The sequence below is a fragment of the Paraburkholderia sp. BL6665CI2N2 genome (assembly GCF_004366535.1).
In the GTDB taxonomy this organism is placed as follows: Bacteria; Pseudomonadota; Gammaproteobacteria; order Burkholderiales; family Burkholderiaceae; genus Paraburkholderia.
Genome location: NZ_SORC01000001.1, coordinates 1,315,366 through 1,336,509, shown reverse-complemented (window position 1 = coordinate 1,336,509; position 21,144 = coordinate 1,315,366). Strand labels below are relative to the sequence as shown.

Below are 21,144 nucleotides of genomic sequence, written 5' to 3'. Positions count from 1 at the left end.
CAACCGCGTCAGTCGACCATCCACGTATCTTTGGTCCCGCCTCCCTGCGACGAATTGACGACGAGCGAGCCCTCCTGCAATGCCACGCGCGTCAGTCCGCCGGCGACCATCGTGACGGTCTTGCCGGACAGCACGAACGGACGCAGGTCGATATGGCGCGGCGCGATGCCGGCTTCGACGAAGGTCGGACATGCGGAGAGCGCGAGCGTGGGCTGCGCGATGTAGCCCGCGGGACGCGCGATCAACCGCTCACGGAAGGATTCGATTTCGGCTTTCGTCGAAGCCGGTCCGACGAGCATGCCGTAGCCGCCCGCGCCGTGCACTTCCTTGACCACCAGTTCCGGCAGATGCGCGAGCGTGTACGCCAGGTCATCCGGCTTGCGGCACTGGAACGTGGGCACGTTGTTGAGAATCGGCTTCTCACCGAGGTAAAACTCGATCATTTCCGGCACGTACGGGTAGATCGATTTGTCGTCGGCGATGCCGGTGCCCATCGCGTTCGCGAGCGCGACGCGGCCCGCGCGATACGCGGTCAGCAAACCGGGCACGCCGAGCGCCGAGTCGTTGCGGAAGGCGAGCGGATCGAGAAAATCATCGTCGACGCGGCGGTAGATCACGTCGACGCGCTTCGGCCCTTGCGTCGTGCGCATGAACACATAGTTGTCGTCGACGAACAGATCCTTGCCTTCCACCAGTTCGACGCCCATCTGCTGCGCGAGGAAGGTGTGCTCGAAATACGCGGAGTTGTACATGCCCGGCGTGAGCACCACCACGACCGGATCGTCGACGCCTTCTGGCGCGACCGAGCGCAGCGTATCGAGTAGCAGATCGGGATAATGCGCGACCGGCGCAATGCGGTTCTGCACGAACAGCTCGGGGAAAAGCCGCATCATCATCTTGCGGTTTTCGAGCATATAGGAGACGCCCGACGGCACCCGCAGGTTGTCTTCGAGCACGTAGAACTCGCCCTCGTCGCCCGCTCGCACCACGTCGACGCCGGCGATATGCGCGTAAACACCGAGCGGCACATTCACGCCCTGCATTTCAGGCCGGTATTGCGCGTTGGTGTAGACCTGCTCGGCCGGCACGATGCCGGCGCGCACGATATTGCGGTCGTGATAGACGTCGTGGATGAACAGATTGAGCGCCTGCACGCGCTGACGCAAACCGGCCTCCAGCGTCTGCCATTCACCGCGCGGAATGATGCGCGGAATCAGGTCGAATGGGATCAACCGCTCGGTGCCGGACAGGTCGCCGTTCACCGCGAAGGTGATGCCGACCCGGCGAAACAGCAGGTCGGCTTCCGCACGCTTGCGTGCGATCGCCTCGTTGCCCTGCTTCACCAGCCACCGCTCAAAGCGCGCGTAGTGTGGCCGCACGGCATCGTCATGATGACGCATCTCGTCATAGCATCGCATGTCACGCCCCGCTCTTGTTGTCGGATAGAAGGCGAATGCGCTGCGCATTCGGTGTTCGACAATCGATCAAGCAAGCGCTATGCCATTGAGCTTTCAGCGTACTAAACCGCCTGCATGCACGCGAATAGCGCATCCCGGCCGGCATGGCTTCGCTGTCATCGTACTGCGGCGGCCCATGATGCGCTAGTACAGTGCATATGCGGCGCGGCGGTGCACGGACAGAGCAGATTGATGTGAGGCATCCGGCGAAATCGCAATACGCCGCGTACGCATAAAAAATCCCCGTGGATTCTCACCCGCGGGGATTCGGACAACGTGTACTGCGGATCGAACCGAGGGCATGTGCCTCGGTTCGCATCAAGCGTCAACCATTGTTAAAACAGCGGCAACGCGTGAGGCTCGATCAGCCCGCAGCAGCGTCTTTCAGCTTCTTCAGCGGACGTGCCTTGATGCGCACGCTAGCCGGCTTGGCCGGGAACCAACGCTCTTCGCCCGAGAACGGGTCTTTGCCGAAGCGCTTCTTCTTCGCCGGGACAGCTTGCACGACGATCTTCAGAAGACCCGACAGCGTGAATTCGCCAGCGCCCTTCTTATGCACGGCGCCGAGGATCGTATCTTCGAGCGCGGCCAGAACAGCCTTGGCGGTTTTCGGTTCCACAGCAGCGCGTTCAGCGACGTGTGCAGCCAGCGAGGCCTTCGTGAAGGTGTCCTTGATCGGCGACGGAGCGCTGGACGCCTTCACGGCGACCTTCTTAGCTGCGACGGCCTTCTTCGCAGGAACTTTCTTTGCAGCAACCTTCTTGGCGGGTACCGGGGCAGCAGCCTTCTTGGCCACCTTTTTTGCGGAAGTCGGCATGTTTCTCCTACCTGTTGTGGTCAGTGAATTGCACGAAGCGCACACCGTATGTGCACGCTTCAACGCCGGATTCTACAAGCGCTAATACGATTTGCGCGACTCTTTTATGTATAACAGCGAAGGTTTGTTGCGCGGCGCAGACTGCGCAACACATTTTGATGCCTGTTTTAGCGGGTAAACATGCGTCGGCGAGCCTGGCAACACCAACACGTAACGTACGTTACAAGTCATTTCGATGCATGAATAACGGCACTTTCTGCGCCTGAGCATCGCCGGCGGATCGCTCGATGATCGAGAAAAACACTTCATGACTCGCTCGCCGCGCACTTTCACGCGGCAGAAAAAACACGCCCCCTGCAGCGAAAAACGCTGCAGGGGGCGGCCAATCTCGCCCTGCGACAGAAAATCGCGGGGGGCGTCAAAACACTTTTACTGCCGGTTGACGTGCTTGAGATCGTGTTCGCTTTCCTTCACGTGAGCCCAGTACTCGTTCTCGTCGCGCGCCATGCCGAGCTCGCCATTGCGATAGGCCATCGCCAGCGCGAGGTTGGCCTCGGGTAACTCCGCATTGGCCGCACGCGTGAGCCATTGCAGCGCCAACGCGTCGTCGTGCGGCAGCGTCGCGCCGAAGCGATACTCGTTGGCAAGCTGGAATTGCGCGAGCGGCAAGCCCGCTTGCGCCGCCTGTTCGAGCCAGCGAATCGCCGCGCCGGCGTCGCGCGCCACGCCGTAGCCGTTGCGATAGAGCGTCGCGAGATCGTAGGCCGCCTGGGCATCGCGTGAATCATGCGACGCCGCCAGCGTCAGCCAACGGCGGCTTTCCACGTAGTCCGGCGCGACGCCGGGCAACCCGCGCAACAACAGATGCCCGAGCGTGGCACGCGCACGCGGAGCGCCCTCGTGCGCAAGCCGGCGATAGCGCTCGACGCCTTCGCGTTGCTCGTCGATCTGCGGCGAACTCACCAGCACGTCCGCGAGCGCTTCGCGCGCCGCCGCGTTGCCGAACGCGGACGTCAGCCGCAATTGCCACAACGGCCAAGCCGTGTGCGTCGCCGTGCCTTGCATTTGCCAGTCGTCGATCTGCACGCTGGACACGCGCGTGGCCGCCACCGTGGCGAATGTCCCGGCGCAGATCGTCACGGCCGCCGCCAGCGTCAAAGCGAAGCGCGCGTTCATTGATCGAGGTCCACGGAGTAGACCGCGAGCCCCTTGCCGGTGCCGTCGTCGGCCTGGATCTGCGCGACGTTGGTAATGCCGTTGGCCTGCGCGAGCGCCGTCAGGTTCGGCGCCGACAGGAAGGTCACCGGACCGGCCGTCACCACCTTCGTAAAGCGCCAGCTACGATCGCTGCCGTTGCTCGCCGCGTTGATGGCCTGCACTTTCTTGATGTACGCGATCAGCACGTCGCGGCTCGCGTCCGGCGACGCGTAAATCGTCTTGCTGCCGTCGAGCCCCGGGAAATTCCCGCCGCCGCTCGCGCGATAGTTGTTGGTGGCGACGATGAACGACTGCGTATCCGAAATCGCCGCGCCCTGATATTTCAGGTTGCGAATCCGGCTGCCGACCGCCTGCGTGACGTCGATTTCGTAGCTGAAATCCTTCGACGTGATCATGTCGAAGTTATAACCGGGATACGTGCTGACGAGCGCCTGCGAAGCGGTGTTCGCGGGATCGATCTGGTTGAAACGCTTCGCCGCGGTTTCGAGCCAGGCCTTCAGATCGGCGCCCGTCACCTTCACCGCGTAGATCGTGTTCGGGTACAGGTACAGGTCCGCGGCGTTGTTGATCGCCACGTTGCCTTGCGCGACGTCGGTGAAATCGTTACCGCCGCCGAAGCCGCTCTTGAACGGCGCGCTCACCGAAAGCACCGGAATGCCCGCATATTGCGGCAGATTCGCGTTGATGTAGTCCTGTGTGTAGGCCGCTTGCGCCTGGTTCACGATCTCGATTGCCGACACGTCGCCCACATCCCCGAAGTAAGTGGTCATGCGGAAATCGGTCGTGCCGATCGGCGTTTTCACGTAGTTGATGGTCGCGGCGTGTTCGGCGGCGATCGCCTGCGAGATCGACGGATCGACGGCGACGTAGCTTTTATCCGCGTTCTGGATCGAGCGTGCTTGCGCGGTGCTCGAGGTGCGGTCCACCGTCCACGTGCCGTTCGTGTAGTTCAACGCGAGCTTGATCACGCCGAGATGCTTGCCCCAGAAATTCGCCATCACGGTCGGCACGCCGTTGACGGTGCCCTTCACCTTGTCGACGCCCGGCAGATTGAATTGCGTGACGGTGCTGTTTTTATCGGGGAAAACCTGGTGCGAGTGGCCGATCAGCATCGCGTCGATGCCGGCCACTTTCGACAAATAGTAACTGCCGTTTTCCATCGACGGCGAATAGGTCGAGTTATCGAGGCCGCCATGCGACATCGCCACGATGATCTGCGCGCCCTTCGCCTTCATTTCCGGCACATACTTCGACGCGCTTTCCACGAGGCCTTGCGTATAGACGTTGCCGTCGAGCCAGCGCTTGTCCCACGCCATGATCGCGGGCGGCGTGAAGCCTATCACGCCGATCTTCATCGGCGCGCTGACGGTCTTGCCGTCGGGTGTCGTGGCCGTGATCGTGCGTTCGAGAATGGTGTACGGCTTGAAGATCGGCTGCTGCGATTTCGCGCCGAGCACGTTGGACAGCACCAGCGGAAAGTTCGGCCCGGAGCAGGCCGGCTGCGACGCAACCGGGCTCATGTTCGGCACATCGAACGCACTGCCGGTGACTTGCGCCAGAAACGGCAGGCCGTAGTTGAATTCGTGATTGCCGATCGTGCCCGCGTCGTACTTGAGCAGATTCATGACCTTGTAGACGCCGAGCGTGGTCTGGCAATCGACCGGCGCGACTTGCGCCTGATAATCGGCAAGCGCGGTACCCTGGATCGTGTCGCCGTCGTCGAGCAACAGCGTGTTGGGAAATTCCTTGCGCGCCGCCGCGATCAGCGTCGCCGTGCGCTCCAGACCGAGCGACTTGTCTTCCGCCAGCTTGTAGTAGTCGTAGCTCAGCAGATTGGTATGGATGTCGGTGGTTTCCAGCAACGCGAGCGTCGCGGTCGTGCCGTTCGCCACTGCCGGCGCAGGTGTGTCCACGCTGCTGCTGCACGCCGTGATACCCACGGCGATACCGATCGCGCTCAGCGCACCCAAGGTTCCCACCGCGCCGATCGCGCCACGCGCGCGCAGCCGCTTGCCCGCCATCAAGGTCACTCGCATCCTTACGCCCTCCGGTTTGTTGTGTTGTCACGCCGGTCCATCGAGCCGGCTCTGCCTTACAAACAATTACAGAGACGCAAGCGTACGGTGGCTTTATGACAATGATTTGTATGGCATCGGATAGCTATAAGTAATCTGCACGCGCGGATCGCGGGCCTATTGCGCGAGCCGCGGCAGGATGCCGGCGAGCTTCGTGAGCGCGGCATCGATATGCTCGACCGCGATATTGCCGTAGCCGAACATCAGGCCCGGCTGCGCCTTCGCGCGCACATGAAACCGCGCGAGTCCATACAAGCCGATCGATGCTTCTCGCGCCGCGCCCACCACCGCTTCTTCCGTCAGCGGCGCCTTCAGACGCGCCGCCATGTGGATGCCGGCCGTCGGCACGATCGGATCGAACCAGGGCGCGAGACCGCCGTGCAGATGATCGAGCAGCATCGCGCGGCGTGCCGCGTAGGTCTTGTGCATGCGCCGCAGATGCTTGGCGAATTCACCGTTGAGCATGAACGACGCGAGCGCCGTTTGCGTGAGCGTGCAGCCGTGCCAGTCGCCAATCTGGCGCGCCTTGATGAGCGCACCGTAGAGCGAGGCCGGCGGCACCACATAGCCGACTCGCAGCTCGGGAAAGATCGTCTTCGAAAACGTGCCGACATAGGCGACTAGTCCGGCGCGGTCGAGACTTTTCAGCGGCTCCATCGGCCGACCTTCGAAACGGTACTCGCAGTCGTAGTCGTCCTCGATGATCACCGCGCCGCGTTTCTGCGCCCATTCCAGCAGTTCCACGCGCCGCTCGAGACTCATCGGCATGCCGAGCGGAAACTGATGCGAGGGCGTCACGTAAACGAGCCGCGCCTTGTCCGGCAGCTTGCTGACGATCAGGCCTTCAGCGTCCACCGGCACGGGCACCACGCGCGCGCCGGTGGCCTTCAGGCACGCCTGCGCCGGCGTATAGCCAGGATCCTCGATCGCCGCGACTTCGCCCGTGCGCAAGGTGATGCGTGCCAGCAGATCGAGCGCGTGCTGCGCGCCTTGCGTGACGATCACGTCTTCCCAGTTGCTTGCGACGGCGCGGTTGAAGGCCAGGTAGCGCGAGATCGCGAGGCGCAGCTCCTGCTCGCCGGCCGTGTCGCGATAGATGCCGGGGCCGCGCGCCTGGGCACGCAACGCGTGGTTCACGCAGCGGCGCCAGACGTCGAAAGGAAATAGCGTCTTGTCAGTCGCGCCGCCGACGAAGTCTTGCGGCGACGCCACCGAAGGCCTCGGCAGGGGCAGGCTCTCGGGCATCTCGTCCCACAGCGGCTGGGCGCGCGCGGCAGCCTTCGCCTTGGCCCGCTCGCGCGACGACTCCGCGGCCCGCGCATGCGCGGAGCGCTCCACCGGCAGACGCTCCAGACCGTCGGCGACGAAGGTGCCCGAGCCGCCGCGCGCGCTCAGATAGCCTTCGGAGAGCAGCCGCTCGAACACGTCGAGCGTGGTCTTGCGCGACACGCCCAGTTGCGTGGCGAGGTCGCGCGTGGACGGCAGACGCGTGCCGCCCGCAAGGCGTCCTTCGAGAATACCCGCGCGCAACTGGCGATAGATCTGGCCGGACAGATCGTGATGACCTTCTACCGCGATATGGATTTCCATCCGGGTGGCTACCTTGGGTGTTTGGGAAACGGTTGCGTGGGAAGACCAATTGCAACCGTTAGATTACCTCCGGCTGTGCTATCGGATGGACACTTTGGACACTTCAGCGCGCGCGGCGCTTCCGGATGCAAAAATGGCGCGCCTTGCGTTACGAGGCGCGCCATTCCTGTTTTACCGGCGCACGTCATGGCGTGCGCCTCGTTCGTCAACCCGAGCGTGATTACTCCACCACCACCCCATTCAACGCCGCCGTTTGCCGCGCGCTCTCACGCGCCTCATCGCTGCAACGCTGATGTTCGCGCGAGAGCTTGCGCATCAACGGCAGCAACAGAACCGCCACCAGCGCGCCCACCGCCGCGAGCCAGCCGAGGCCTGTAAACAGCTTGGTGTAGAGCGGCAACGATTCCAGCGGATCCATATCGCCCGCCGGCATCTGTGCGAAATTCGCCACCACGCTGCCCAGATATTGCGACACGCCGGTCGCCACGAAGTACGCGCCCATCATGAAGCCGCTCATGCGCGCCGGCACGTAACGCGCGATCATTGCGAGCCCCAGGCCGCTCACCAGCAATTCGCCGAGCGAATACAGGCCGTAGCCGCCCACCATGAACCACGACGACACGCGCCCGTTCACCGCGTAGTTGCCGCTTGCCGCATAGACGAAGAAACCGGCCGCGACCACGGCGAAACCGAACGCATATTTCACCGCCACCGGCACGTCCTTGCCGCTCTTCGCGAGCTTCGTATACAGCAGCGCGAGCAGCGGGCTCAGCAACATGATCCAGATCGGGTTGAGCGCCTGGAACTGCGCGGCGCTCCACGTGAACCACGTCTGGCCGAACAGGATGAAACGCGGATCGACGTTGCGCAGCGCGAACAGCGTGAGCGACGTCGACATCTGCACGTAGAAGACGAAGAACAGGATCACCTGCGCCGTCAGGATCAACGCGGCGACCAGCCCGGAGCGCTCCGAGCGCTCGCACTTCATCAGCATGTAGCCGAAGATCGCCAGAATCGCGACGCCCGCCGTGTACACGCAGGCCACCGCGATCGCCTTATGCTGCAGCACGAACATGGTCGTAGCGCCGAGCGCGAGACCGCCCAGCGCGACCGCGCCGACACGCTTCCAGCGCACCGGTTCGGCGTCCGGCGCGGAGCCGATATGCGCGAGCGTGCGAAACATGATGAAGTAGTTCAGCACCGACAACAGCATCCCCGCGCAGCAAACGGCGAAGGCCGTATGCCAGCCCCAATGGTCCTTGATCCACGGCGTGGCGAGCATCGACACCGTCGAGCCGATGTTGACCGCCATGTAGTAGATCGTGAACGCGCTGTCGATGCGCGCGTCGTCGCCTTCATAGATACGGCGCACCAGATTCGCCGCGTTGGCCTTGAAGAGGCCGTTGCCCACCACGATCACGCCGAGCGACGCGTACATATAGGCGAGTTGGTCATTCGGCAGCGCCAGCATGAAATAACCGACCGACAGCACGCCGGCGCCGAAGATCATCGTGCGCCGCGCGCCGAGAATCTTGTCGCCGATCCAGCCGCCGATCGACGGCGACGCGTACACCAGCGCCGTGAACGCGCCCCACGTGAGCGTGGCGTGGCTGTCGGTGAACTGCAGCTTGTCGATCATGAACAGCACCAGCAGCGCGGCCATGCCGTAATAGCCGAAGCGCTCCCACATCTCGATCAGAAAGACCGTCGAGAACGAACGGGTCTGCGAGACGTGTGCGCCCGCCGGATTGGATGAATTCATCGTGTACCTCTTGTTCAAACGGTTGCGGCGTCGCGCGAACTGGCCGCGCGGCGCGTGAAACGGAAGCTGGAAAGACAGTCGGCGAAGCGCGCACCATCACGTGGATCCACAGGCGCACAGGCGCATTGATGCAGCGCTTTAGCCCGTTCTTGCGCGCGCTAAAGCGCCAAACCAGCGGAGAAACCAGGGGAAAGGATCGACGCACGCCTCGCGAAACGCCCCGCAGCAAGTCCTCTTGGAGGACGCTGCGCCACACCGGGCTCGGACTCCGGCATGCGGAGCGGGCTCAATGATAAAGCATGGCGGACAAGGGAGATTCCGCGGGCCGTAGAGAGAGGCGTTACCACGCGGCGGCGGACGTAAAGCCCGCAGTGGAAAGAATCGGCGGTGATAGTCATGTCCTTGCGCCGGCCGCCGTTCGGTTGGAACGTGCCGGACAGTGCTCCGCCACGCAGGATCGCTGCGGGCGAAATGATAAACAGCGGCCGGATGCGCACGTGTGGTGTCCCAATGCGCGCCCGTCCGCAAGCGGGCCTGATTCTGCAAACAGATACATCCCAAGTCACTCAGGGAATCCACTGAGTCCGCGTCGATTACTTGCTCTTACAGCCATGTCTTTTCGCCAAATCGACGCGTGCCGTCGGAAATAACCTTTGGTGTCATACGCTTAATCGTCCTGATACTCGTATTGCATAACCGCGTTTATCAGCATGCAGACCGCGGTCGATACGCCGATTGTTCGCCGTTTCCAGAAATAAACGGCCGTTTTGGCCGGGGTTAGTTTCGATTCTGGCAACATAGAGTCCAGTCTCGAAATGTGGTCACTCGCAACCACCCAGGGCTGAAAAGACCCGCAGTCCCGCCCAAGACCGCAATCAAACCATATTTACTTATATCAAACAAATTTTGACGGGCTAATTTCCTCCTGCTATGGTCACGACAATTCAAAAAAGCAATCCGGCTTTAGAAATCGGCAGCAAGATCCGCGCGCTGCGCCAACGGCTCAAGCGCACGCTGGATGACACGGCAACCGCAGCGGGTATTTCCAAGCCGTTTTTGTCGCAAGTCGAGCGCGGGCTGGCGTCACCGTCCATCACTTCGTTGGCCGGTATCGCCCACGCACTCGGGGTCACGGTGCAGTATTTCGTCGACACACCCAGCGAGGAACGCTGCGTGAGCCGGGGCGATCAGTTGAAGTTTTTCGGTTTTGCGGATTCGGCCAATCTGTTTGCGCGGCTGACCAACTTGACGGGCGGCCGTCAGCTCGAAGCGATTTTGGTGAGGATGCCGCCCGGGCAGAAGCGCTCGGAAGTCACGACGCACGCCGGGGAAGAGTTTGTTTATGTGATCGACGGCGAAGTGTCGTTGACGCTGGAAGGCAAGACGTTCGTGTTGCACGCGGGAGACAGCGCGCATTACGAATCGACGGTGCCGCACAGCTGGGTGAACACCGCGCGCATCGAGTCGGTGGTCGTCTGGGTGGGCACACCAAGACTGTTCTAAAGGGCGGGCACCTTATCCGGTTGAGCCGGCGAGGGATTGCCTGCATTACGCAATGTAAGGAATCCTGCATGTCGCGCTACCATCACGAGCAACAAGGGCCGCCCTGGCCCGAGCAACGCAGCTAAACGGGCGCCCTGGCGCCAGCGCGTTTCTCTCTCGACCTTTCCTGCGATCTCAACCGATGAAAACCCCGTTCGTCTACACGGCGGCGCTGACCGCGCTCGTCCTCACGTTTGCCCCTTCCGCTTTCGCCGTTACGGTGCCCGCCGGCGTCACGCTCGCCGCCAGCCAGGAGATGACTCGCCAGGTGCCGGGCGAAACCGAATCGCTCGACCCCGCGCATATCGAGTCATGGACCGGCAATACGATCGGGCTCGACCTGTTCGAAGGCCTGACGCGCATGGACGCGAGCGGCGCGATCGTGCCCGGTGTCGCGGAGTCGTGGTCGCGTAGCGGACCGAATACATGGGTTTTCAAGCTGCGTCACGATGCGCGCTGGAGCAACGGGCAGCCGGTCACGGCGGCCGATTTCGTCTACTCCTGGCAACGCGTGCTCGATCCGAAGACGGGTTCGAAATACACGGTGCTGGTCGAATTCGTGAAGAACGCCAAGGCGATTCTCGCGGGCAAGGCGCCGCTGACGAGCCTCGGCGTGCGCGCGGTCGATCCCTACACACTCGAAGTCACCACCGAAGTGCCCGCCACGTTTTTCCCGCAGCTGACAGCCATGGCGACGATGACGCCGGTCAACCGCGCGGTCGTGACGAAGTTCGGCGGCGACTGGACCCGTCCGGGCAACTTCGTGGGCAACGGCCCGTACGCGCTGACCGACTGGCAGCCGAGCAACCGTCTCGTGGCGACCAAAAGCCCGACATACTGGAATAACGGCAAGGTCGTGATCACGAAAGTGACCTACCTGCCGATCGAAAACGACGAAACGGCGATGCGCATGTACCAGGCCGGCCAGTTCGACTACACGTATTCGATTCCGTCAGGCGTGTACGCGCAGGTCAGCAAGCAGTTCGGCCCCGAGCTGAAAACCGGCCTGCAGATCGCCACGTACTACTACAGCCTGAATAACGAAGACCCCGCCTTCAAAGACAAGCGCGTGCGCCAGGCGCTGGCAATGGTGCTCGACCGCGACCTGCTGACCAAGCGTTTGACCGCCGACGGTGAAGTGCCGATGTACGGCCTGATCGCCAAGGGCACCGAAGGCTCGGGCGTCTTCACGCCGGAGTGGGCGAGCTGGCCGATGCCCAAGCGCATCGACTACGCGCGCAACCTGCTGAAGACCGCGGGCTATTCGGACGCGAAGCCGCTGACGTTCACGCTCACCTACAACACCAACGACCTGCACAAGAAGGTCGCGCTGTTCGCCACGTCGGAATGGCGCACCAAGCTCGGCGTCACGGCAAAGCTCGAAAACGTCGAATACAAGGTGCTGCTCAAGCAACGCCACGAAGGCAAGGTGCAGGCCTCGCGCGACGGCTGGTTCGTCGACTACAACGACGCCAACTCGTTCTTCGATCTGATCCGCTGCAACAGCGTGCAGAACGACCAGCGCTACTGCAACCCGCAAGTCGACAAGCTGATCGACGAAGGCAACCAGCAGCTCGACGACGCGAAGCGCACCGCGCTGTTCACGCAGGCACACGATCTGGCCATGAACGATTACCCTGTGGTATCGCTCTTCCAGTATTCGGCCGACCGGCTGGTCAAGTCGTACGTAGGCGGCTATAAGCCGACCAACTACCTCGACATGCGCGCCACGCAAGACATGTATCTGACCAAGCACTAAACGCGGGAGCACCGTCATGCTGGCCTATACGCTGCGCCGCACGCTCTGGGCGATCCCGACGATTCTCGCCGTGATCACCGCGTGCTATCTGCTGCTGCATCTCACCCCGGGCGGCCCGTTCGACACCGAGAAGCAACTCTCGGCAGCCGTGCTGGCGAACCTCAACGCCAAGTATCACCTCGACGAACCGTTGTGGTTGCAGTACCTGCACTACCTCGGCTCGCTGCTGCACGGCGACCTCGGGCCGTCGTTCCGCTACGCCGACTGGTCGGTCAACGACCTGGTGTGGAAGGCGCTGCCGGTGAGTCTCGGCGTGGGCGGCGTGTCGGTGCCGATCGCGCTCGTGATCGGCGTCGCGCTCGGCACGGTGGCCGCGGTGCGGCGCGACCGCTTCGTCGATCACTTCGTGATGGTGCTCGGCAATCTCGGCAACGTGGTGCCGCCGTTCGTGCTTGGGCCGGTGCTGGTGTGGATCTTCGCAATTCTGCTGAAAACCTCCGAAGGACACGGCTGGCTGCCGGCCGGCGGCTGGGGCGAAGGCGAGTGGCGCTACCGCGTGCTGCCGATCGTGCTGCTCACCATCATCAACGTCGCCGCGATTGCGCGCGTGATGCGTGGCAGCATGATCGAAGTGCTGTCGGGCAACTTTATCCGCACGGCGCGCGCCAAGGGTTTGCCGGGCCGCACGATCGTCCTGCGTCACGCGATGAAACCGGCGCTGATGCCGGTCGTCTCGCTGCTCGGCTCGATCTGCATCTCGTCGATCACCGCGGCAGTGGTCACCGAATCGGTGTTCGCGCTGCCGGGCCTCGGCCAACTGGTCGTCAACGGCGCGATCAATCGCGATTACACCCTCGTGCTCGGCCTCGTCGTCCTGACGACCGCCGTTGCGGTGCTGTTCAATCTGCTGGTCGACCTCGCGTATGCGTGGCTCGATCCGCGCATCCGGTACTGATCCATGCCCCGCTCTCTTCAATCGACTGCCGCGGCGCTCGATCCGCTCGCGGCCATCGCCAGGGCGCCGCGTTCGCGCGGCCCGCTCGCCACCGCCGCGTGGCGCTTCGTGCGCAACCGCGCCGCCTTCGCCGGCTTCGTCGTGCTGATGCTGATCGTGATCGCCTGCGTGGCCGGTCCGTGGCTTTTGCCGAACAACCCGATCGATAGCGACTGGAGCGCAATCAGCCTGCCGCCCACTTTGCAGAACATGCATTGGTTCGGCACCGACGAACTCGGCCGCGATCTGCTCGCGCGCACACTGCAAGGCGGACGCGTATCGCTCGAAGTCGGGCTGCTCGGCACGCTGGTGTCGGGGCTGATCGGCGTCGCGTATGGCGCGACCGCGGGCTATCTCGGCGGGCGCGTCGACGCGGTGATGATGCGTATCGTCGACATGATGTACGCGATTCCCTACATGCTGATCGCCATTCTGATGATGACCATGTTCGGCCGCGCCTTCTATCTGGTGGTGCTCACCATCAGCGCGTTTTCATGGCTCGATATGGCGCGCGTGGTGCGTGGTCAGACGCTGTCGCTGCGCTCGCGCGAATTCATCGACGCCGCGAAGGCGATCGGCGTAAGTTCGCGTTCGATCATCGCGCGTCACATCGTGCCGAATCTGTTCGGCGTGGTCGTGGTGTACGCCAGCGTAACGGTGCCGAACATCGTGCTGACGGAATCGGTGCTGTCGTTTCTCGGCCTCGGCGTGCAGGAACCGATGACGAGCTGGGGCGTGCTGATTCAGGACGGCGCGCAGAAGCTCGAATCGATGCCGTGGCTGCTGCTGTGCCCGGCCGTGATGCTGTGCGTCACGCTGTATTGCGTGAATTTCGTCGGCGATGGTCTGCGCGACGCATTCGATCCGAAGGACCGTTGACATGCCGCTACTCGAAGTCAAAGACCTCAGCGTGCGCTTTACGCGCCGCGAAGGCGCACCCGTCGACGCGGTGCAAGGCGTGTCGTTTTCACTCGAGGCGGGCCGCACGCTCGGCATTGTCGGCGAATCGGGCTCGGGCAAGAGCCAGACTGTGATGGCGCTGCTTGGCCTGCTTGCCGGCAACGGCAAGGTGTCCGGCAGCGCGACTTATCGCGGCGAGAATCTGCTGACCATGAACGAAGCAGCGCTGAACAAGATTCGCGGCGACCGCATCGGCATGATCTTTCAGGACCCGATGACCTCGCTCAATCCGTTCCTGACAATCGAACGGCAGATGACCGAGACGCTGCAACTGCATCGCAAGATGTCGCGCCGCGAAGCGCGCCGCCGCGCGATCGAAACGCTCGAAACGGTGCGCATTCCCGATGCCGCGCGCCGCATCGGCATGTATCCGCACGAGTTTTCCGGCGGCATGCGCCAGCGCGTGATGATCGCGATGGCGCTGCTCTCCGAGCCCGAAATCCTGATGGCCGACGAACCCACCACCGCGCTCGACGTCACCGTGCAGGCGCAGATCATCGAACTGTTGCGCGAACTGAATCGCGAACGCGGCACGGCGATCATTCTGATCACGCACGACATGGGCGTGGTGGCCGGCCTGTGCGACGACGTGATGGTGATGTATGCCGGCCAGACCGTCGAGCAGGCGAGCGCCACCGCGCTGTTCGCCGCGCCGACGCATCCGTACACGCTCGGCCTGCTGAACGCGCTGCCGCGTCTGACCGACGATGACGACGACCGTCCGTTGCAAACCATTCCAGGCAATCCGCCGCTGCCTGGCGAAGTCGGCGCAGGTTGCGCGTTCGCGCCGCGCTGTGGGTATTGCACCGAACGCTGCCGCGAATCGCGGCCGTCCCTTGTTGCTGCAGAAGGCTATCCCGACGCCCTGCGCGCATGCTTTAAGCCGGTAGGCGAAATCCTGGAGGCACAACACGTATGAACGCCACGCCTATCGCAAACCAGGACGCGGCCACGCTCCTGCGCGTCGACAATCTCAAGGTGCAATTCGGCGTGCCGCGCGGCGGCTTTCCGTGGTCCGGCAAAGCGACGCTGCGCGCGGTGGACGGCGTGTCGTTCAACGTGCGGCGCGGCGAAACCGTGGGGCTCGTCGGCGAATCGGGTTGCGGCAAGTCGACGCTGGCGCGCGCGATTATCGGACTCGCGCCGGTGGCGAGCGGCAGCGTGCGCTGGCTCGGCGACGAAACCGTGCTGCCCGGCGCGCGCCGCGATACCTCGCGTTTGCGCCGCGACGTGCAGATGATTTTCCAGGATCCGCTCGCTTCGCTCGATCCGCGCATGACGATCGAACAGATCGTTTCCGAACCGTTGATGACGCACGGCCAGGACATCGCGCGCGCCGACGTACAGCGGCGCGTGCTCACAATGCTCGAACGCGTCGGTCTCAACGCGCAGCATCTGCGCCGCTATCCGCATGAGTTTTCCGGCGGGCAGTGTCAGCGCGTCGGCATTGCGCGCGCGCTGATCGGCGAACCGCAACTGGTGATCTGCGACGAGCCGGTCTCCGCGCTCGACGTGTCGATCCAGGCGCAGATCGTCAACCTGTTGCGCGATTTGCAGCGCGAACTGTCGCTCTCCTTGCTGTTCGTCGCGCACGATCTGGCCGTGGTCAAAGCGATCAGCCACCGCGTGCTGGTGATGTATCTGGGCCGGGTGATGGAATTCGGCGACAAGCGCGAGGTATATGGCACACCGCGCCATCCGTACACGCGCGCGTTGCTCTCCGCCGTGCCGGTGCCCGATCCGGTGGTGGAGCGCGCGCGCCGTCATCTGCTGTTGCGCGGCGAAATTGCCTCTCCGCTGAATCCGCCTTCCGGTTGCGCATTTCGCACGCGCTGCCCGGATGCAATCGACGCCTGTGCCCGGGAGATTCCGCAGCCCGTCACGCACGGCGCCAGGGCAACACGGGTCGCGTGTATTCGCGTGGAAGACCCCGTGAGGTAAGTGCCGCCGGCGCACCGCCAGCACACCGAAGAACCCGAGAAATCAAAACCGTATTCCCGGCGCGGCAGGCCGCCGCGCCGCTGGATTCGTTCGTCCTGCCAACCGCGGAACGAGCGATAAGCATGGACTGGCTAAGCGCCAGCCAAAGATTCACCACAATAATCAGAGACGTACTCAATGAAAGATACCCGATCAAAAAACCGGTCAAAAAAAACCGGAGCAGCAACCTTCTTTTACTGCGCATTCACGCTTCCCGCACTGACACTAGCCGTTAACGCGTATGCCGACGACAGCGTCACGGAGCCCACCTCCGAGGCGTCTAAAGCTCAAACGGTCGCGCAAACGTTGTCGTCCCCCGCGCAACTCGCGCAAACCACGCCGACGCAGCAAATCGATGCTTCCGGCAAGCGCCGGGCGGAGCAAGGTGGCCACGTGCGTAACGACCAACCCGACACCACCAACGCCGTCGTCAACGCCGAGGCCAGTCAGACCGTCACGCCGCCGGCACCGCCGTCGAGCCAAATGGCAAGCAAGGGTCTCATCGCGGACAGCCATCTGAATCTGCAGTTTCGCAACTACGCCGACTACTTCCAGGCGCCCAACACGATTTACCGTCACGCGTGGGTTCAAGGCGCGCAGGCCAACTTTGAATCCGGCTACACGCAAGGGCTGATCGGTTTCGGCGTCGATGCATCGCTGTTCGGCGCACTCAAGCTCGACGGCGGCAATGGCGCGGGCAATATGGTGCACGTGGGCAAGGACGGCGGCGGTTCGCAGCAACTCGCGTGGGCGTATCCCGGCATGTACGACATCAAGGGACGCATTTCGGAAACGGTCGTGAAGTACGGTTTGCAGGACGTGACGAACCCGTTCCTCGAACCGCACGACAACCGCGCGTTGCCGCCGACTTTTCTCGGCGTCTCGATGGTCAGCAACGATCTCGCGCACACCGAACTGCAGGCCGGCAGCTTCACCAAAGTCGACGCGCGTGGCCACACCAATCTGACCAATCTCACCACCTCGTACGGCGGCACGCGGATCGATCGCCTGACTTATGTGGGCGGCACCTGGCACTACGCGAAGAACGGCGAGATGGCGCTATATGTCGATCAGGCCGACGACGTCTGGCGTCAGTACTACGGCTCGGTCGCCCAGTCGTTCGGCGATCCGACCACCATCAAGTGGAGCGGCCTTGCGAACATTTACTCGACGCACGACACCGGCGCGTCGCGTCAGGGGCACATCAACAGCAATGCGTACAGCGTGTCGGTCTCCGCGCAGCACGGCCCGCACGCGCTGTTGCTCGGCTACCAGCAGGTGCTCGGCGACCAGTTCTTCGACTACGTCAACGAGACCAACGGTATCTATCTGACCAACTCGATGGACGTGGACTACAACGCGCCGCACGAGCAGTCGCTGCAATTGCGCTATACATTCGACGGCAAATACGCCGGCGTGCCCGGACTCAAGGCGATGTTCTGGGGGCAATACGGCTGGGGCGCGGATGCGTCGGCGGGCGCGGCGGAGAATGCCTCGCCTTCCGCACCGCTGCATGATCTGTACTGGAAGAACGGCGAGCCGGTGCATGGCCATCATCACGAGTTCGGTTTCATTCCGAGCTACACGCTGCAGAGCGGGCGCTTCAAGGATACGAAGGTCACGTTCATCGCGATGTGGCACAACAGCCAGTATCACTACTCAGACGGCAACAACATGGAATACCGGCTGGTGGTGAATGTGCCGGTGAAGGTGTTCTAAGCGCTCTCGGGCGATTCGACAGGCGGCGCGGCTTGCGCGCTGCCTCTTTGATCGCGCGTGCGCTTATCCGGTGATCCGTTCGGTGGTCATCGCGCGCGACAGGCCATGCATCGGCCGGCGCAGCGCGACATCGAACGGATTGGTTTGCGGGCCGATCGCATCGGCCTGCCGCCGCAGCAATTCGACCACCATCGGCAGACGGTCGTCGCCGAGACGCGCGGCCAGCGTGCCGACGCTCAACGCCCCGACCGCCACGCCCGTGCGGTCCAGAATCGGCACCGCCACGCCCGCCATGCCGTCGAGCACGCCGCTATTGCGCCCCGCGTAGCCCAACTGGCGCACACGTTCGATCTCGGTGCGCAAATACACTTCGTCGAGCACACCGTAGCCGCGAATGCGCGGCACGTTGAAACGGATGATCTCCTCGCGCTCCGCCTCGGGCAGAAACGCCAGAATCGCCAGACTGCCCTGCCCGACACCCAGAGCGACACGCCCGCCGATATCGCCGGTGAAAGAGCGGATCGGAAACGGCCCTTCGCAGATGTCGAGGCACACCGCGTCGAAGCTGCTTTTAACGAGCAGAAAGATCGTGTCGCCGAGACTCGCGCACAGACGCAACAGCGCGGGACGGCACAGCGTGCGCATGCCGCTCGGGTTGCCGGCCTGCGCCGCGAGCGCGAAAAAATCCACGCTCAGCCGGTACAGCTTGGAGCTTTCGTCCTGTTCGACGATGCCCTCCGCGATCAACGCATGCAGGATGCGATGCACCGTGCCTTGCGTGAGCCCGACCGCTTTCGCGAGACGCGTGACACGTCCGCCGTCGGGCTGCGCTTCGGACAATGCGCGGATTACCGCGAACGCGCGTTCCAGCATGCCGGGGCCGGGGGCGCTGCCCGTGTCCGCGGTGTCGGTCTCGGCATCTCGTTTGGCGGCAGCATTCATTTCATTGGCTCTGAATTATTTCACTGATTGGAACACTATAAAGCGTTTTATCCGTCAGCGGAATTCTGCCAGCTTTCCCACGTGGCAACGTTGCATCAGTGATTCATAGGGATTTTCCGGAGACCATGCAGCGGAACACCTGCCGCCGGTTTTGGTGAATAGATTCCGTTTGACGGAATTTTTTCCAATCTTGTACCGGTAAACGGAATTTGAAATTGACTGACGGTAATTTGGCTAGCTAGAGTCGGCGTCATCGAGGCAGTCGTCGATTGAACCGGTGTCGAACCATCCAAAGGCCAGATCATGTCGTTTCTCACACTCACGGACGTAACGAAATCGTTCGGCGAACTGCAGGCAGTCACCGACGTGAACCTGTCGGTGGAGAAAGGCGAGTTCGTTTCGCTGCTCGGTCCGTCCGGCTGCGGCAAGACCACCACCTTGCAGATGATCGCGGGCTTCGTCGAGACGACGCGCGGACGCATCACGCTCGACGGCCGCGACATCACGCACATGAAACCGAACAAGCGCGGCCTCGGCATCGTGTTCCAGAGCTACGCGCTGTTTCCGCACATGAGCGTCGCCGACAACGTCGGCTTCGGCCTGGAGATGCGCAACATCGACAAGGCCGAACGCAAGGAGCGCATCCGCGAAGCGCTGTCGCTGGTGCGCCTCGACACGCTCGCGCATCGCTTTCCGCGCGAACTCTCCGGCGGTCAACGGCAGCGTGTGGCGATTGCCCGCGCCATTGTGATCGCGCCGCCGGTGCTGCTGCTCGACGAACCGATGTCGAATCTCGACGCGAAACTGCGCGAAGACATGCAGTTCGAACTGCGCGGCATTCAACGCAAGATTGGCACGACCACCATCATGGTGACGCACGATCAATCCGAAGCGCTGTCGATTAGCGATCGCGTGGTGGTGATGGAAGCCGGCCGCATCACGCAGATCGACACGCCGTACGAAGCGTACGAGCGCCCGGAAAATCGCTTCGTCTCGCAGTTCATCGGCAAGGCCAACATGCTGCCGGGCACCGTGGTGGCACGCGACGGCGACGCGATCCGCATCGACCTCGGCCACGATCTCGCGGAGACGGGACATACGGCGCAGTTGCCGGCGCGCGAGCGCGTGGTCGGCGTCGGCGACGCGGTGACCTTGTGCATCCGTCCGGAAAAACTGCGGCTGTGCGCACCGAACGCGGGACGTGTGCCGGCCACCGTGACAAGCCGCTTCTTCCTCGGCAGCCAATGGCTGTACCGATTGGACAGCCGCCTCGGCGAAGTGCTGGTGTGCTGCCAGAACGAAGGCACGGAGCCGCTGCCCGAAGGCGCGGCGGTCGGCGTCGACTGGAACAGCGAGGCGATCCGCTTCATTCAACGGGACGCGCATCATGGCTAGTACGCTGCCCGCCGCCGACGACCGCGACATGAAGTCCGCCAACGCCCGCCGCGCGCCCTGGCAAGCATTTTTGCCGCTCTGGCTGATGTGCGCGCCGGCTTTTCTGCTGTTCGTGGCGCTCGTGCTGGTGCCGCTTCTGATGACGCTGGTGCTGACCTTCTACCGCTTCGATCCGGCCAGCGGGCCGATCGCCGCGTTCCAGTTCGGCAACTACGTGGAAGTGCTGAGTTCCTCGTATTACCACACCATCTTTTTGCGCACCTTCGGCATTGCGTTTCTCGTCACGCTGTTGTGCGTTGTGATCGGCACGCCGGAAGCGTACGTGCTGTCGCGCATGCGCGATCCGTATCGCTCGATGTTCCTGCTGGTGATCCTCGCGCCGCTGCTCGTTTCGGTAGTGGTGCGGGCGTTCGGCTGGAGCATGCTGCTCAACACCAACGGCCTCGCGAACCAGGCATTCGGTCTGGTCGGACTCGGGCCGTACAAGCTGGAGTACACCACCTTCGCGATCGTCATCGCACTCGTGCACGTGATGCTGCCGTTCATGGTGATTCCGGTGTGGACCGCGTTGCAGAAGCTCGACCCGCAAACGGAAAACGCCGCGCTTTCGCTGATGGCGTCGCCCGCCACCACGCTGCGCCGCATTGTTCTGCCGCAGCTGACGCCGGGCATTCTGTCGGGCAGCCTGATGGTGTTCGGTTTGTCGGCGAGCGCCTTCGCGATTCCCGGCCTGCTCGGCGGACGACGCCTGAAAGTCGCCGCCACCGCCGTCTACGACGAATTCCTCGGCTCGCTGAACTGGCCGCTCGGCGCGACCATCGCGCTCCTGCTGCTGGTCGCGAATCTGATCGTGATGCTCACGTATTACCGGGTTCTGGAGCGCAGATACACCAGAAGCCTCGGTTAATTCATCGGCACTTTCATCGGCATATTC

16 protein-coding genes are annotated in these 21,144 nt (G+C 63.1%); 9 read left to right on the top strand and 7 right to left on the bottom strand.

Annotation, left to right across the window (positions count from 1 at the left end):
* Window positions 1–8: 8 nt before the first annotated feature.
* The 6 genes from B0G81_RS05980 to B0G81_RS05950 form a co-directional block, all read right to left on the bottom strand.
* On the bottom strand, window positions 9–1,418 hold the full coding sequence (locus B0G81_RS05980) for a circularly permuted type 2 ATP-grasp protein (RefSeq protein ID WP_012426335.1): 1,410 nt from the start codon (window positions 1,416–1,418) through the stop codon (window positions 9–11).
* Between the two features lie 403 nt (window positions 1,419–1,821).
* Window positions 1,822–2,274: an HU family DNA-binding protein gene (locus B0G81_RS05975; RefSeq protein WP_035559188.1), complete on the bottom strand. Its 453-nt coding sequence runs from the start codon at window positions 2,272–2,274 to the stop codon at window positions 1,822–1,824.
* Between the two features lie 429 nt (window positions 2,275–2,703).
* The gene (locus tag B0G81_RS05965) at window positions 2,704–3,450 is read right to left on the bottom strand and encodes a tetratricopeptide repeat protein (RefSeq protein WP_134133869.1); all 747 of its coding nucleotides are present in this window, start codon (window positions 3,448–3,450) and stop codon (window positions 2,704–2,706) included.
* A complete protein-coding gene (locus B0G81_RS05960) occupies window positions 3,447–5,528 on the bottom strand; it encodes a bifunctional 2',3'-cyclic-nucleotide 2'-phosphodiesterase/3'-nucleotidase (RefSeq protein WP_134133868.1) in 2,082 nt (693 codons plus the stop codon). Before B0G81_RS05960 ends, B0G81_RS05965 begins: the two co-directional genes overlap by 4 nt.
* 156 nt (window positions 5,529–5,684) lie before the next feature.
* A complete protein-coding gene (locus tag B0G81_RS05955) occupies window positions 5,685–7,157 on the bottom strand; it encodes a PLP-dependent aminotransferase family protein (RefSeq protein WP_134133867.1) in 1,473 nt (490 codons plus the stop codon).
* Between the two features lie 220 nt (window positions 7,158–7,377).
* Window positions 7,378–8,919 (bottom strand): oligopeptide:H+ symporter, encoded by a 1,542-nt coding sequence (locus B0G81_RS05950; protein WP_134133866.1) that lies wholly within the window; start codon window positions 8,917–8,919, stop codon window positions 7,378–7,380.
* Between the two features lie 930 nt (window positions 8,920–9,849).
* Here B0G81_RS05950 and B0G81_RS05945 point away from each other — a divergent pair.
* The 7 genes from B0G81_RS05945 to B0G81_RS05915 all read left to right on the top strand — a co-directional run bounded on the left by B0G81_RS05945 (window position 9,850) and on the right by B0G81_RS05915 (window position 17,873).
* Window positions 9,850–10,422 (top strand): cupin domain-containing protein, encoded by a 573-nt coding sequence (locus B0G81_RS05945; protein ID WP_012426331.1) that lies wholly within the window; start codon window positions 9,850–9,852, stop codon window positions 10,420–10,422.
* A gap of 181 nt (window positions 10,423–10,603) precedes the next feature.
* Entirely contained in the window at window positions 10,604–12,220 is a 1,617-nt protein-coding gene (locus B0G81_RS05940) for a peptide ABC transporter substrate-binding protein (protein ID WP_116123286.1), read from the top strand.
* Between the two features lie 16 nt (window positions 12,221–12,236).
* Window positions 12,237–13,175: an ABC transporter permease subunit gene (locus B0G81_RS05935; protein WP_012426329.1), complete on the top strand. Its 939-nt coding sequence runs from the start codon at window positions 12,237–12,239 to the stop codon at window positions 13,173–13,175.
* A 3-nt stretch (window positions 13,176–13,178) separates the two neighbouring features.
* Window positions 13,179–14,093 carry an ABC transporter permease subunit gene (locus B0G81_RS05930; protein WP_241974794.1) on the top strand — a complete coding sequence of 305 codons (915 nt, stop codon included), beginning with the start codon at window positions 13,179–13,181 and terminating at the stop codon, window positions 14,091–14,093.
* Between the two features lies 1 nt (window position 14,094).
* Complete coding sequence (locus B0G81_RS05925) at window positions 14,095–15,093, top strand: oligopeptide/dipeptide ABC transporter ATP-binding protein (RefSeq protein WP_134133865.1); 999 nt, start codon at window positions 14,095–14,097, stop codon at window positions 15,091–15,093.
* A complete protein-coding gene (locus B0G81_RS05920; RefSeq protein WP_134133864.1) occupies window positions 15,090–16,115 on the top strand; it encodes an oligopeptide/dipeptide ABC transporter ATP-binding protein in 1,026 nt (341 codons plus the stop codon). The genes B0G81_RS05925 and B0G81_RS05920 overlap by 4 nt, the downstream gene beginning before the upstream one ends.
* A 177-nt stretch (window positions 16,116–16,292) precedes the next feature.
* The gene (locus tag B0G81_RS05915) at window positions 16,293–17,873 is read left to right on the top strand and encodes an OprD family outer membrane porin (RefSeq protein WP_134133863.1); all 1,581 of its coding nucleotides are present in this window, start codon (window positions 16,293–16,295) and stop codon (window positions 17,871–17,873) included.
* 63 nt (window positions 17,874–17,936) lie between these two features.
* Here B0G81_RS05915 and B0G81_RS05910 read toward each other — a convergent pair whose 3' ends face one another.
* On the bottom strand, window positions 17,937–18,815 hold the full coding sequence (locus B0G81_RS05910; protein ID WP_134133862.1) for an IclR family transcriptional regulator: 879 nt from the start codon (window positions 18,813–18,815) through the stop codon (window positions 17,937–17,939).
* Window positions 18,816–19,118: 303 nt separating this feature from the next.
* Here B0G81_RS05910 and B0G81_RS05900 point away from each other — a divergent pair, with 303 nt between their 5' ends.
* Window positions 19,119–20,210, top strand: a complete 1,092-nt coding sequence (locus B0G81_RS05900; protein ID WP_134133860.1) for an ABC transporter ATP-binding protein — start codon at window positions 19,119–19,121, stop codon at window positions 20,208–20,210.
* A complete protein-coding gene (locus tag B0G81_RS05895; RefSeq protein WP_134133859.1) occupies window positions 20,203–21,117 on the top strand; it encodes an ABC transporter permease in 915 nt (304 codons plus the stop codon). Before B0G81_RS05900 ends, B0G81_RS05895 begins: the two co-directional genes overlap by 8 nt.
* Window positions 21,118–21,144: the final 27 nt, after the last annotated feature.